Here is a 14,723-nt window from a genome sequence, read left to right on the forward strand (position 1 = left end):
GAATCGATCCTCACCTAATCTGTGATATCCTAGCTATGAGCGATTTTCGTATTGAAACCGATTCGATGGGCGACGTCAAAGTCCCAGCCCTTGCCTATTATTCATCGCAAACGCAACGTGCGGTGGAAAATTTCCCCATTTCCGGGTGGCCCTTACGCACGTCGATGATCCGAGCCATGGGCCGCGTCAAATTCGCTTGTGCAGTCGCTAACCGCGACTTGGGCAAACTGACACAGTCGGGTAAGAATCGATTGAGCGATCCGCAAGTCGCTGCCCTGCTTGCAGCCGCGCAAGAAGTGATCGATGGCAAATTCGACAAGGAATTCCCGATCGACGTTTTCCAAACCGGTTCGGGCACTTCCAGTAATATGAACGTCAATGAAGTCATCGCTAACCGCGCGATCGAAATCATGGGCGGCGATCGTTTTGATCGTAAGAAGTCGATCCACCAAAACGATCACGTTAACATGGGGCAAAGCACCAATGATACATTTCCAACGGCGATCCACGTTGCTGTCGCTTATGACATCAAGAACCATTTGATACCGGCCCTGAAACGCTTTCATGCAGATCTTGTAGCCAAGGCGACGGCCTGGGACAAGATTATCAAGATTGGCCGGACGCACTTGATGGACGCGACGCCATTGCGGTTGGGGCAAGAGTTCGGCGCTTTCGCTCGACAAATCGAACTGTCGATTGGGCGAGCGGAATTGGCTTTGCAATCCGTCCTTGAACTGCCAGTGGGCGGTACTGCGGTTGGAAGTGGGATCAACACCCATCCCGAATTTGGCAAACGTGTCGCTGCGAATCTGGCCGAGCAAACGGGTATCGCTTTTATCGAAGCGGTCAACCATTTCGAAGCGAACGCTCAACGCGACGGCTTGGTCGATTGCCACGGCCAACTGAAGACCATTGCGACCACTTTGTTTAACGTTGCCAATAATATCCGTTGGTTGGGCAGCGGCCCTCGCTGTGGTTTCTTTGAAGTCATCCTGCCAGATCGCCAGCCGGGCAGCAGTATCATGCCGGGCAAGGTTAATCCGGTGATGTGTGAATCGATGATGCAGTTGACCGCTCGCGTGATTGGCAATGATTCTACTGTGACGTTCTGTGGTGCCAGCGGTGGGAACTTTCAATTGAATATCATGATGCCTATCATGGGGCACACGGTATTGGAAAGCATCGATTTGATGGCCAATGGCGTCAACGCCTTCATCGAATTCTGCATGGACGGTTTAGAAGCCAACGCCGAAGCATGCGATGCAGGCGTAGAGCAGTCTTTGTCGATGGTGACGAGCCTCAACCCGTTCATCGGTTATGAAAAAGCGAGCCAATTGGCGAAAGAAGCATTCAAATCGGGCAAAACCATTCGTGAATTATGCCAGGAGCAAAACATTTTGCCGGCCGATGAACTTCAAAAAGCACTTGATCCATGGTCGATGACGGAGCCGCAAGCTTAGCAATGCGGAATATGCGAAGCGTGTGTAGTGGGTCTTGGTAAAGCTCCTAGTGAGTTGAGATCTTTAACATCAAGGTCTGCTACGGTTGCCAATAAGCTGACGCTCGTTCTAGATTGCTTCTGGAGCGACAATCTCCAGCAGCTCTAATGCAGGCTGCTCGTTGAAGTATATCAACGCGGTTCGACCATACGTTTCGACCTGCCCCTCGCACTCAAATAGCTCGGCGAGTTTGGCGGAACTAGTGACTCGCCACAATTCGCCCAGACGCACTTGACGCATCACGTCATGTTGGATCAACACACGTCCCAACGGTACTTTGCCACTTAGAATTTCGTCGCGTGCTGCTTGCTGCAAAGCCGGCAAAAATAATCGGACGATACCATACTGAACGACCTTGCGGTCAGACTGTCGCCGCAGCAAAATCTCGCGGCTGTAAAATGGATCTTCGCGACGCTCTTGCAACACAACCACATCCACTAAGCATCCATGATGTCGCTCGACGGTCACCGTCATGTGTTGATTATGGGCCAGCAGGGATCGGTAAAGTGCAGGCACCTCATTGACTTCAACCGCTTCAAATGCCCCGAGAGCATCGGGTGTGTCGTAGAACATGTGCACCAGCCAATCGAGATGCACAATATCCTTTTGCGTTTGCGTCATAGTGGATAGGGTGGGCTATGCGGAGCGAACAATCTGCAGTTGCGCCATGTTGAGGGCGGGTTCGGCGGGGCGTTCCAGCACTGTATCCAGTAGATAGAACATCAATCGACGCATCGATTCACTTTCAAATTGCTCGACAATCATTTCCGCTCGCTCTTGGTGCTTATCGACCAATCGCAAAGCTTGCTCAAACACGTTCGCCTTATCAAACAACTTGCGGACTTGTGTTATACGTTGCAAATTGGAAGCGGTGCAATCACTGTCAAGCAAACCTAACAATTCTTCTTGTTCGGAGTCGCTAAGTGCTTGCAGCGCCAAAGCCAATAAAATCGTTGGTCGACCATGCAGCACGTCGGAGCCCGCCTGCATCTTGTTATCGGAATCCTTCTGCCAATCTTTTAAGTCATTCAAGATCTGGAAGGCAACTCCAATGTTGCGGCTGTAAGACTTGATGTGGTCCGCATACGCGTCGGCACAACCAGCCAATCGAATCCCGGTGTACAAAGCGACTTCAAAGGCAGGGGCCGTCTTCAATGCATAGATCTTTAAAGCGTCTAACGGCGAAAGTCGCTTTTCCGACCTCGACCGCCACGCCAGTTCCGCTCCTTGTCCTTCGGCCAACCGTGTGTGGGCACTGGAGAGCTGATCCAAGATATCGCCAGCAACTTCAGGCCCCATCGCCCGCGAATGCCTCGCAATCATGCGATAGCCTTGCCCAATCAAGTAATCCCCCAAATTGATTGCGATGGGAATCCCATAACGACTGTGCAATGCGCGAGCACCATAGCGGAACTGATCATCATCTTCGATATCATCGTGGATCAAACTGGCTTTATGGAACATCTCAATGGCCAGCGCAGATCGATAGACAAAGTCAGGGTATTGCGACACCTCTTGGCTGCCGTCTGCCAACGTTGCCTTGCCGCCTCGCATCGCGTCATAGGCCGCGAGGGTCATGAAAGGTCTAGCGTACTTGCCACCCTTGGCCAAAAAATCCGCCAAGATTGCTTCAGTACTCTCGATAGGATCTAGTTCGTCCAGCGTTGTTGAATCACTTACAACCGTCCCTCCACGTTGACGCTGCACCAGCTCATTCAAACGCGGTTGAATAAACATGTCAGACGAAGCCCGCATCAAGTGTACATAGCTTTGCGTTTCGCGAACAACGTTTTCGTCGTACGGTGTCTCAATCAACTCCTTGACCCAGCTCTCATCCACCTTGGTATTGCGACAATCGCTGGACAGTAACGGGACCGCCAAACAAGGAATACCGGCCAACAAAATCTTGTCGATCGCTTTCTCCAAGACATTCAAGCAAGCGACACCAACAATCGCATCCACGTAACCGCTGACAATGATCTTCAATACAACCGGCGATCCTTCGGCTACTAAAACGCGATAGCCCATGTCTTCAGCTTGCGTTCGAAAGTCCGCGATGCTGCAGGCCCCACAGCGTTTGCAGTCCATGCCAAATTCGTCGTAATCGGCGGGACAACCTTCCGCATGTTTCAGGCAGTGCGGCAACAGAAAAAGCCGTCGCGATGGTGGAATCGATTTGACCGACTCGCGATAGAATGCGTTGTTCAGCATGACCATCGTCCAGCCCAAGTAGCCTTCGCCCAGACCAGCTTCTGTCAATACATCTCGCGCTAACTGCTCCAAGCCATCTTTGGTCAACGGCGAGGCCTTGTCCAGACGCTCCACGGCTTGATCGCACTTGGCTCTCAACGCATTGCGATCCTCCAACGTTTCAGGCACCATCTTCAGATGGGAGGTTACTCGCCGCTTTGAACGCTTGGTTGGCAAGGTCGCGACACTGGAGCCGCCGGTGTCACTAACCCCCGAGATATCCGACGAACTATCATTCGATACGTCCTGCGTGCTGCTGTTCGAGAGATCAAATGTCAAAGGAAGACTCCTTGGATCACAGTAGATGGTAACTCGCGCGAATCTCGACGGGCAACGGTTTCACGCCACGACCGCAGGCTCTAGTATATGCGGGGTTCGCTAAAACATCACCCCTACAAGTGCTACGAACACAGAAAGTAAGTAGCAGTTACGAGATATTAGCGGGATAAGCAAGAAATACGCCGACCCGAGCCCACGACCGCCTAAAGGCGGTACTGCAAACGTCCGCCTAAAGGCGGTACTGCGAACTACTATCTGCTTTAGTGAACGGTCTTGCAGTTAATCGAACTCAGCGATGACGGCGATAATCGGCATCGCTCAGCGCTGGCGGCGGCTTGAGTTGATCGGGCGGTAGCTTCCTGGCAATCCGCAACTTTGCACTGCGAGAGCGCGGGTTTTGACTGACTTCGTCATCATCTGCCACCAGTGGCTTGCGAACCACCAATTCCAAATCCCGCGCCTCGCGGAACGCATATTTTACAATACGATCCTCTAGCGAATGGAAGCTGATCACATGCAGTTGTCCGCCGGGGTTCAACAATTGCGGTAAAGTTTGCATCGCTCGTGTCAAGATCCGCAGTTCTTCGTTGACGAAAATCCTCAAAGCTTGAAAAGATCGCGTCGCGGGATCGATCCGGCCATGCTTGCCGCCCGGAACGCTGGCCAAAATCAACTCCCGAAACTGCTGCGCGGTTCGAATCGGTGTGGTCGTCCGCTGTCGGCAAACGCGAGCGGCAATGCGGCGACTAAATCGCTCTTCACCGAGCTGATAAAGCACGTCGGCAATCGACTTTTCGTCCAGGGTCTGCAGCACCTCCCATGCTGGCTGACCAGACGTCGTGTCAAATCGCAGGTCCAAATCCCCTTCGGCTCGAAAGGAAAACCCACGAGTGGAATCTGCCAACTGGTCGCTCGACAAGCCCAGATCCAGCAAGATTAGGTCAAACAGCTCCGTTTGCCCCAAGGCGTCCGATACCTCTGCACTCGCTCCCATTTGTTCACTATCGGCAAGGACTTGAGCGAACGGTTCGTCATAGCTGGCGTGAAGGGCGGTGATTTTTCCGGCTAGCACCTCAGACTCGTCCCTTAAACGCGTTAGAAACGCTTCCACGGCCGCCGGGTCACGATCGCAGGCGATCAGGCGTCCATCAGGGGGCAGCAGTTTGGCCAACGCCAGCGTGTGCCCTCCGCCACCTAAGGTGCCATCCAGGATCCGCTGCGGCGACAAATCGGCCGCGAAGCGCAAAATGGGCTGTATCAAAACTGGGACATGTACTGTAGTCGAAAACGACATGTTCGTGAGGCAGCAGGGTAGAAAGTGGGACTGACGAGGGGGGAGGCGGAACAGTCAGCCCATAAAAAAAGCCGTGGTAGGGATGCCTAGTTCGCGTGAACCAATTACTGCTGCTTCTCAGATTGGTTCAGTCGAGAAAGCCCGTGGCCGCAAGCTCTCGCCGACTTTAAAGTACGAACTACTGCTGTCCCAACCACGGCAGAAATCCCGTTCACGAACCCGTGTGTCGTCGCAAGTCAAGAATACCTATCGAGCGTCGCCAGTCAACCTTGAAGTTTCCTTGCAAACCAGTCCAGAGGCGGGCCTATGCGTGCGCAGACCCTTGGAAAATAAGAAGTTACGGCAGGAAACGATTTTTTTGAAGTTTTCAAAAAGCTTTCCAGCAATTCGCAGGCCGCGAAATGCCAGCATTTTCCGCCGCCAGCGAAAAGCTCGTGGATTGCCGACCGTCGCGCGTTAAGAACTACGCAGTCCGCTTAGATTGCCACACGCCAAACTATCGCCTCTTGGAAGTTCAGCAAACGACATCATACTTACCCACATGACTGCACTTCAACCAGCTTACTCGCGACTGTCGGCATACGTTTTTCAACGCTTGCTCGCAACCCCTCAAGCGATCGCTTGGTATGTCCTTGATCAAGATAGCATCCAACCGATTTCGTATCAGCTTTTGGGCGCTTGCATCTTACACATGCGTCGTTTGCTGCCAGCAAGCGGCTTGATCAACGACTCCAAAGTCATCACGTTGCTACCTAATAGTTTGACTTGGGCCGTTCTTGATCTTGCATGCAGCTCACTGGACATCGTGCATGCTGCGCTGGACCAACGCGCTTCGAATACGCAATTGCAGAACTTACATACTTTGATTGATCCATCAGCTCGAGTAATCGATAGCCATGTTGCTTGCCACTGCTTGATGAACGACCCAATTCACGATCAAAGTTATGATGCGTGCAATACGCAGCGAAACGATCAAGCAGTAATGTCCGATCTCGCGTTGATGCAAAGCGCACAGCAGATACTGGTCAATGAACCCAACGCGATCTTGCAGTTGGCAGAAGCAGAACTTCAGCGTTGTCGTATCATCGCGTGTGGCAATGAGCCCGCGTTTTCTGGAGTTGATCGAAATCCTGCGATGGACCAGCCAGCAATGTTGTTGCATACATCGGGATCAACTTTGGAAGCAAAAGCTGTGCTGCTTTCGCATCGAAACCTGTTGCATAATGGATTGGCCAAGTTGGACGCGATGTCACAAACGGACGTCGATATCCGCATCAACTTGCTGCCTTTTGCACACGCATACGCAAGGACTTGCGAGCTTTCCACATGGGCAATTGCGGGCGGATCGATGGCGTGCGTGGGCAGCTATTCACGATTAATGCAGTTTGCTGATCGATTGCGTCCGACGCTATTCAACGCCGTGCCTTCAGTTTTTCAGCGGTTGCAGCAGGAACTGCAAGAGAGCCAGCAGTTTAATGCCAAAATCTTGCTTGGTGGTCGACTGCGGATGATTGCGGCAGGTGGCGCAGGCTTGAGTGAAGCAACATTCCACGCTTACAAAAGCATTGGGCTGCCAATACATCAAGGCTATGGGCTTACAGAAACCAGCCCCGTCGTCTGCTCAAGTCGCTTTGCGGAAGTGTGCCCCAATAGCGTTGGACCAGCAATAAAAGATACTCAATTGCGATTGGATGAGCACAATCAATTGTGGGTTCGCGGACCGGGGGTCATGCTTGGGTACTGGAATGATGAGCTGGCGACAGCTCATCGCGTTCGGGATGGTTGGCTTGCGACGGGCGACCTTGCAGAACAACTGCCCAATGGCCATTGGCGAATCCTGGGTCGTCTCGATGATCAGATTACTTTGCCTAACGGCTACAAGCTTCATCCGTCCGCCATCGTCGCTGCGATCTGCCAGCTCGATGGGGCAGAGGACGCGGTGCTTGACTTCTTGCCTTTGGAAGCAAGCATCGAGCAGCGTCCTGCAAAGCAATGCGGCTTGATGCTTTTCTGCGTGGCCAGCCAGAATTTGCTTGAGCGTCCGTGGCAGTTGATCGGTCAGATTGAGCGAACTTTGGCGGTGTATCCAACATATGCCAGACCGAAGCAGATTGCGTTGGTTGATCGGTCGTACGCAGAAGCAGCGGGGTTGCTGACTGGCAAAGGCAAATTGCATCGCCGACGCGTTGTCCAACATATCCAAACCCAGCCCTTGGACTGGCAGGCGTTGAATTTTGATACGCCAGCGTCATCTCAAGCAAGCTCTCATTCGGTCTGAAACCGCCCTTAAATTGGAATTTCGCAAAAGAAATTGTGCTTAACGGCGTAGAAATCGCATCATTCCAAATATCTTTTCTTAATACCCTCGGTGTGAACGTCAATTGTGGCTAAAATAGTGACTGCTTGAATGCAACGTCCGATCACTAGTGCTCGGTCAACAATGAAGAGACGACTCGTACCTCTGTTTAGTCACTAGGTGGTGGCACTCGCCGGGCAAGAAGCCTGCGGGACAACAGACGAGGCCGAATAAACCTTCTGGAATGGAAATGATGTTGTCGACGACCTACGTGGGTGACCAACGTACTCAAACCATTGGCGCTGATGGCAGACGTGGTAATAACGACGAGCTGATCTCGCGCTACGAAGGCATCCTTCGCGAGCAACGTTTGCAGTGGATGACATATCATCGCTTTTCCAAAGTGTTGGGGTCCGGTGGCCAAGGCATCGTGTTTCTTTCACATCGACGCGGTTCGGATGGTTTCGTGCTACCGGTGGCCATGAAGGTCTTCTCGCCGGAACGCTTTGATTCGCAGACGGCCTATGAGCAGGCGATGAAGCGAATTGGTCAAGTGGCTTCTCGCATCGCACGCATCCAGCATGATGGAGTGCTAGACGTTCAAGACTTTGTAGATCGCAATCGTATCCGCATCATGGTGATGGAGTGGGTGGATGGATACGACTTAAGAGATTTGATTTCAATTCGACGACTGGCGCAGATTCGAGGGCGCGTGAATCAAAAGCGATGGGACTATATTAATAGTGTCGTGGTAACGGCTGGCCCCGAGCAATGTCGTTTTAAAGCAGGCGTTGCCGTGGCAATTGTCCGTGATTGCTTGGTCGCATTGGCCGCGTTGCATCGCGAAAAGATTGTGCATGCAGACATCAAGCCATCGAACATCATGTTAAAGCGGACCGGGCATGCAAAATTGATCGACATGGGTTCCGCTTACGAATTGGGCGATCCACCTCCCGTCCGAACCTGTACGCCAGCTTATGCGGCTCCAGAAGTTCTGGAGAACACGGCGATTTCGCCGCGCAGCGACTTGGCTTCACTGGGCTATGTACTGATCGAACTGCTCGCAGGTCGCCCCTGCTTTAGTGAACAGGATACATACAGTCAGTTGTTGGAAGCCAAACGCACGCTGCCTCAACGGTTGCATGAGATCTTGCCTGAAGAAGTAACTCGCAATGATTTGTTGATGAAGTTTTGCCGCGGCTTGGTAGCGGCGGATCCCAACAAACGCTTCCCAAGCGCTGAAGCGGCCGAGTTGCTGGAGGATGGTGCCGCTTCCTTCCATCGTCAGTTGGTCTTAAGTAACTTGGCCAGCGAATATGACAACGAAATTCGCGTATGGTTGGAAGAGCTGCGGCAATTGGAAGAGCCTGAGCTTGAGTTTTAGTTAGCCACTGCTCACGATTCTCCAATCGGTTTGCATCACGTTGCATCACGTTGCATTGCATCACAACTGCATTGCATCACAACTGCATTGCATCACAACTGCATCGCATTGCATCGCAAGTGTTTTGAAAAAGGGGCTCACGCTTTCCGGCGAGGCAGAAGAAACCAACGGAGTCGACTCGCCTCCGCCAAAGGGGGCAGCCCCACGTGTTGAAAACACATTCTGATGTAGAACAGTACCGAAACTCTTCAAACACAACCGCCATTTCCCAGGCGTTGTTCAGCCAGAAAGTTGCTCAAGGACATTTATTGCCCCGGTTGCCCTATCAGGAACGGGCAAGCGGCGGCTGGCCGCGTTTGTGAACATCTGGCAACGGGGCTTTCTGTAACATTATCGACGTAAAACGGGAGGCATGGTTGCATTCTGGGCGAATTCGTGTAAGCTGCCAAAATCGTGCGTATACGTACGTTGTGGCCGCAACTTGGATGGGTTCCAGATGACTGAAAACAGCGAATTGCCGATGGCTCTGCGGGCCGCCTATCTGGCCATGCACCGGCTCACGGATGCGACGTTTGCTGATTTGGAAGTTACTGCCGACCAATTTGTGCTTCTGGCGACGCTCGCGCGTGGGAAAGCGATGACGCAGCGTGAATTGGCGCGGCGGATGCCGTCCGATCCAAGTACCGTACGCGCGATGCTGGTGTTGCTGGAAAAACAGGGGCTGGTGCAGCGTGAACTGCATCCCCAAGATTCTCGCGCACGGTCTGTGACGCTTACCGTCAACGGACAACGAAAGTTTCGTGAGCTATGGACTGCTGGCGAAGCGATACGTTCTCAAATGTTACAAGCCATCGAGCCTGAGGATGCAGCTCGATTTACAGGGTTACTAAATACGCTCGCGGAGTCACTCAACGCAAGCTATGCATCACTCACAAACACTCAAGACAAACTTATCAACGTCCACTAGAACTTAAGGAACGCAAACATGCTGAGACTATCTCTACAACTCGCGACAGGCGGCATCTTCGCCGGCAAGCGAGATGCAGAAACGCCGCTTGCCAATGGGCTTGTTGGGCTTGCCAAACTTTCTCGTGCCAGCTTGGCCGCATGCGCTTGTGTTAGTGTGCTGCTAGCTCTTGCCATGGGCTCAATCGCTTCGGCGCAAGGTGTTGCCGCGCAAGGTGGGAACTCGCAGGCGGCAAGTGTCAAAGTCCTGATGTTGGGTGATGCTGGTTTTCATAAGCCATCGGAGTTTTATCGCATCTTGGCTCAGCCGCTTCGCGATAGCTCGGTCGAGTTGGTTTACACCGAGCAGTTGAGTGACCTGAATGCAGAGAATTTGAAGCAATATGCCGGACTGCTGGTCTTTGCTAATATCGAACGCATTACACCGGCCGCTGAGTCGGCGTTGCTTGAATATGTCCAGCAAGGTGGCGGGTTGATCCCCGTGCACTGTGCTTCGTTCTGCTTTTTGAATTCGGATAAGTACATCGAGTTGGTTGGCGGACAATTCAAGCGTCATGGTTTCACGCGGTTTGAGACAAAGATCGTGAATCCAGATCATGAGATTATGCAGGGTTTGAATCCGATCTCGTCCGAAGATGAAAGTTATATGCATGCCAGGCATAATCCCGATCGGATTGTGTTGGAAACTCGCAGCGATGCTTCTGGGCCTGTCAGCGATCCAGCGGGTGAGCCTTACACTTGGGTGCGACAAAGCGGAAAGGGCCGCGTGTTTTATACCGCTTGGGGGCACGACTATCGCACGTGGAGCAACCTTGATTTTCAACGCCTGCTGGCTCGAGGTGTTCTGTGGGCTTGTCAGCAGAGCTTGACTGCTGCTACAACTGTTGAATCGTCGATTCCCAAGGCTGTGGAAGCAGCCAACCGCCGATTTCCGGTTCCAGAAAAGGTTGGACCGACGATCGATCAAGCTGAATTTAGCTTCACAGATGTGGGCTCAAAGATTCCGAACTATACCGCTGGCGAACGCTGGGGCACTCAGGGTGACCTTCTAACATTGATGCAGGACCCATTGCCTGCAGAGAAGTCGATTCAAGCTTATCAAACACCCAAGGGCTTTCAATTAAGCTTGTGGGCTAAAGAGCACAACAAAAACTGGCCGGAAGGTTCGCAGCCAGAAGTTCAATTCGCTGGTTTGGTGGGCAAACCTATTGCGATGAACTGGGATGAACGCGGGCGACTGTGGGTTTGCGAGACGATTGACTACCCAAACGAATTGCAGACGGCTTCGGGGCAAGGTCGCGACCGCATCAAGATTTGCGAAGACACCGACAACGATGGTCAAGCCGACAAGTTTACGATCTTCGCTGAGAATTTAAGCATCCCTTCAACATTGGTTTGCTATCGTGGCGGTGTGATCGTGCAGGACGGACAAAAGACGGTTTATCTCAAGGATGTCGATGGCGATGATCGCGCCGATTTTCGACAAGAGTTGATCACGGGTTGGGCGATGGGCGACACGCATGGTGGTGTGAGTAACTTCCAGTATGGACCCGACAATTGGATTTGGGGCATGCAAGGCTACAACAACTCGGAGCCGATCATCAATGGCAAACCGCAGATGCGTTTCCGTCAAGGCTTTTGGCGATTCAAGGTGAAAGCTGGGGCGTCCGATAGCACCGCTCCTGCGTTTGCGTTGGACAAAGAAACCAAGCTGGCTAGCAGTCAAGCCACCGATGCTTTCAATGAGCATACGATTCGTGTGGATGCGTTGGAGTTCATGAGGGCCACCAATAACAATACTTGGGGCTTAGGCTTTAGCGAAGAAGGCTACGTGTTTGGATCGACGGCAAACGGTTGTCCGAGCGTGCATATGCCGATCCCGAATCGATACTATGATCAAGTCGGCGGTTGGTCGCCCAAGACGCTGGAAAAGATCTCGCCGAACGATCGATTCAAAGCGATTGACGATGCGATTCGGCAAGTCGATTACCATGGTGGCTACACAGCCGCAGCCGGCGCGGCGCTTTATACCGCTCGCAATTATCCAGAGACGTGGTGGAACAAGATTTCCATGGTCTGCGAACCGACGGGACACATCGTAGGTGCGTTTGTTCTGGAGAAGAACGGAGCGGGCTATCGCAGCAATAACACTTTCAACGTAGTGGCTAGTGTGGACGATTGGGCGGCACCGATCATGTCGGAAGTCGGTCCTGATGGAAACGTCTGGGTCCTGGATTGGTACAACTATATCATTCAGCACAACCCGACACCCAACGGTTTCCAGACCGGTAAAGGTGCGGCTTACGAAAGCGATCTTCGCGATAAACGCTTTGGTCGCATCTATCGGTTGTTGTACGATCAAGCTCAATCGCCTTCCCACACCACATCGCTGGCCGAGGCGTCCAATGCAGCGCTGGTCGAAGCGCTCAAGGACAAGAACTTCTTCTGGCGACGTACCGCCCAGCGCTTGCTGGTCGAACGAGGCGTGACAGACCAGCCGACGCTGGATGCCTTAGTCGCTCTGGTGGAGTCCCAAGAGATGGATAACATCGGTTTAGCTTCCGCTGCGATGCACGCTATTTGGACTTTAGCCGGGCTCGCTGAAACTGGCAATCATGATGCGAAGCTCGCTTTGTCCAGTGCATGCGACAAGGGTTTTCAGCACGTTTCCAGCCCAGTGCGCAATGCAGCCGTGGTGAGTTGCGAGCCTGATCAAGTGAAATCGGCGATCGATGCGGGCTTGTTGCAAGATGCTGACGCGCGGGTGCAGTTGTCAGTTATGCTTCGTTTGGCTGACGGCGCGGATACCAGCGTCAACGGTGAAACACTTGCTAGCCTTGCAACTCAAGGCGGAGCGATCGTTGCTGACGAGGTGCTCCTGGATGCTTGGACTTCTGCTGCATCCACCAAAGCGTCGGAGGCCTTGGTCGCGTTAGTGAACTCAGGTACGGATGTTGCCCGCAATCGCACTTTAGTTGCCCGCGTGGCCGTGTTGGCCGAACACTTGGCAAGATCCAATCCAACGCCAGAGAAAATCGAATCGTTGTTGGCGATTGATCCAGCTTCGCCGTTAACCATTGCAGTATGGGAAGGCTTAGCCAGCGGCTGGCCACGAGACTTGACGCTGAAATTGTCGGCGGATGCTCAGGCAAAGTTTCGCGACCGCTTCTTAAGCGACGCTGCCAGTGTGGAAAGCAAAGCGGCGATCCTGGCGGTGGCTGATAAATGGTCAATCGAAAACTTGAGCGAGATTGTTTCCAACATCCAAGAGAAACTCTTCGCAACAGCGCTCGATACCAACGCTAGTTCGCAGCAACGTCTGACGTCTTGGGAGCAAGCGATCAAACTCTCGCCTGCAAGCTCCCGTATCATTGACGCGATTAGTGAGTTGTTTACACCGCAACTAACACCGGAACTTGGTGGCAAAGCGCTTGAGGCATTGCAAGCAGCTCGAGCCGATGGACTGGCCGAACAATTGCTGGCAGTGCGAGGCAAGCTTGGGCCCAAGATGGCTGGCGGCATCCTGACACTGTTGCTTGGACGCACCGATACGACCGTCAAATTGCTGGATGCGATCGCCGAGGGCAAAGTCCAGTTTACGGATCTTCAACTAGACCAGCGACAAGCAATCCTCAATCATCCGACTCGAGAAATTGCCGCGAGAGCCAAGCAATTGATGGAATCCAAAGGTGCGATGGTGACGTCGAACCGCCAAGCTTTGCTGGACGACTGGATGCCAGTCACGCAGCAAAGCGGAAGCGTTGAGAATGGCTTGGCGATGTATAACAAACATTGTGCGTTGTGTCACAAACACGGAGACATCGGTGTTTCGATCGGGCCAAATTTAACTGGCATGGCGGTGCATCCCAAAGCAGAAATCTTGATGAACATCATCGATCCTTCTCGCAGCGTGGAGAACAACTTCCGGACGTATCAGATCTTGACTACCGATGGTGCAGTATTAAACGGTATGCTCGCCGGGGAATCTGCCAACGCAATTCGCTTGATCAATTCGCAAGGCAAGGAACAGCAAGTTTTGCGAGAAGACATCGAAGAGATGAATGCTTCGGCCAAATCGCTGATGCCGGAAGGTTTTGAAAGCCTGATGTCGCGACAGGAAATGGCCGACTTGCTGGCGTTCTTGAACAATCGGGGCAAGTACACGCCGTTGACGTTATCGACTGCGGCGACGTTGAGCGGAGCGAATGGGTTGCCAGGCATGCGTGGTGGACCTGGTGATAAGTTCGAATTCAAGACTTACGGGACAGTCGAGATTGAAGGCGTACCATTTGAGTTGCAAGATCCGCAGGACGGCCGCGTGGCGAACATTATCGCGTTGCAGACCGCTCGCGGACGAGCGCCAGCGACGTTGCCGGCATCGACCAGTATTGCATGTTCCGGCAGCGTCTCGGCGATCCATCTTTTAGGAGCAGTCGCTGGCTTTGGTCCTCAACGGGGCGGAAACAGCCAAGGAGCGGCTGTGATCATTCGATGTATTTACGAAGATGGTAGCACCGAAGAGCATCAACTGGTGAACGGCAAGCACTTGGCAACCTACCGCGAAAGAGTCGATGTTCCAGAATCTACGTTCGCGTTGGATGCCAATGGGAAACAAGTGCGGTACTTGCGTGTTCCAATTGAGAACAAGAGCCCGATGAAGAGTATCGAGTTTGTCAAAGGGGAAGACTTCTCGATTCCACTCATCTTTGCCGTGACGGTTGAAACAGCCGAAAGCGGTGCTCATTAGGCGTTTCC

The 14,723-nt window shown here is 52.8% G+C and carries 8 protein-coding genes; 5 read left to right on the forward strand and 3 right to left on the reverse strand.

The features are described from left to right. The first annotated feature begins 35 nt into the window (after positions 1-35). Entirely contained in the window at positions 36-1,460 is a 1,425-nt protein-coding gene (locus SH302x_RS09050; protein ID WP_479368411.1) for a class II fumarate hydratase, read from the forward strand. Between the two features lie 108 nt (positions 1,461-1,568). On the opposite strand, the gene SH302x_RS09055 is transcribed toward SH302x_RS09050, so the two are convergent. The 3 genes from SH302x_RS09055 to rsmH form a co-directional block, all read right to left on the reverse strand. Then, complete coding sequence (locus tag SH302x_RS09055; RefSeq protein WP_479368412.1) at positions 1,569-2,120, reverse strand: hypothetical protein; 552 nt, start codon at positions 2,118-2,120, stop codon at positions 1,569-1,571. A gap of 15 nt (positions 2,121-2,135) precedes the next feature. Continuing rightward, positions 2,136-3,881 (reverse strand): DUF116 domain-containing protein, encoded by a 1,746-nt coding sequence (locus SH302x_RS09060; protein WP_479369253.1) that lies wholly within the window; start codon positions 3,879-3,881, stop codon positions 2,136-2,138. 436 nt (positions 3,882-4,317) lie between these two features. Continuing rightward, entirely contained in the window at positions 4,318-5,322 is a 1,005-nt protein-coding gene (rsmH, locus tag SH302x_RS09065) for a 16S rRNA (cytosine(1402)-N(4))-methyltransferase RsmH (RefSeq protein ID WP_479368413.1), read from the reverse strand. A 541-nt stretch (positions 5,323-5,863) separates the two neighbouring features. Between rsmH and SH302x_RS09070 the strand changes: the two genes are divergently transcribed. The 4 genes from SH302x_RS09070 to SH302x_RS09085 all read left to right on the forward strand — a co-directional run bounded on the left by SH302x_RS09070 (position 5,864) and on the right by SH302x_RS09085 (position 14,715). Next, on the forward strand, positions 5,864-7,600 hold the full coding sequence (locus SH302x_RS09070; protein ID WP_479368414.1) for an AMP-binding protein: 1,737 nt from the start codon (positions 5,864-5,866) through the stop codon (positions 7,598-7,600). Between the two features lie 262 nt (positions 7,601-7,862). Beyond that, entirely contained in the window at positions 7,863-9,002 is a 1,140-nt protein-coding gene (locus tag SH302x_RS09075) for a serine/threonine-protein kinase (RefSeq protein WP_479368415.1), read from the forward strand. Positions 9,003-9,498: 496 nt separating this feature from the next. Further along, positions 9,499-9,969, forward strand: a complete 471-nt coding sequence (locus tag SH302x_RS09080) for a MarR family winged helix-turn-helix transcriptional regulator (RefSeq protein WP_479368416.1) — start codon at positions 9,499-9,501, stop codon at positions 9,967-9,969. A 174-nt stretch (positions 9,970-10,143) separates the two neighbouring features. Further along, positions 10,144-14,715, forward strand: a complete 4,572-nt coding sequence (locus tag SH302x_RS09085; RefSeq protein ID WP_479369254.1) for a PVC-type heme-binding CxxCH protein — start codon at positions 10,144-10,146, stop codon at positions 14,713-14,715. The last annotated feature ends 8 nt before the right edge of the window (positions 14,716-14,723 follow it).

This window comes from Njordella calcicola (genome assembly GCF_056494125.1).

Bases quoted from the DNA above. Each gene is read 5' to 3' on its own strand.
- SH302x_RS09050 (WP_479368411.1), top strand. From the start codon at position 36: ATGAGCGATTTTCGTATTGAAACCGATTCGATGGGCGACGTCAAAGTC.
- SH302x_RS09055 (WP_479368412.1), bottom strand. From the start codon at position 2,120: ATGACGCAAACGCAAAAGGATATTGTGCATCTCGATTGGCTGGTGCAC.
- SH302x_RS09060 (WP_479369253.1), bottom strand. From the start codon at position 3,881: ATGGTGCCTGAAACGTTGGAGGATCGCAATGCGTTGAGAGCCAAGTGC.
- rsmH (WP_479368413.1), bottom strand. From the start codon at position 5,322: ATGTCGTTTTCGACTACAGTACATGTCCCAGTTTTGATACAGCCCATT.
- SH302x_RS09070 (WP_479368414.1), top strand. From the start codon at position 5,864: ATGACTGCACTTCAACCAGCTTACTCGCGACTGTCGGCATACGTTTTT.
- SH302x_RS09075 (WP_479368415.1), top strand. From the start codon at position 7,863: ATGGAAATGATGTTGTCGACGACCTACGTGGGTGACCAACGTACTCAA.
- SH302x_RS09080 (WP_479368416.1), top strand. From the start codon at position 9,499: ATGACTGAAAACAGCGAATTGCCGATGGCTCTGCGGGCCGCCTATCTG.
- SH302x_RS09085 (WP_479369254.1), top strand. From the start codon at position 10,144: ATGGGCTCAATCGCTTCGGCGCAAGGTGTTGCCGCGCAAGGTGGGAAC.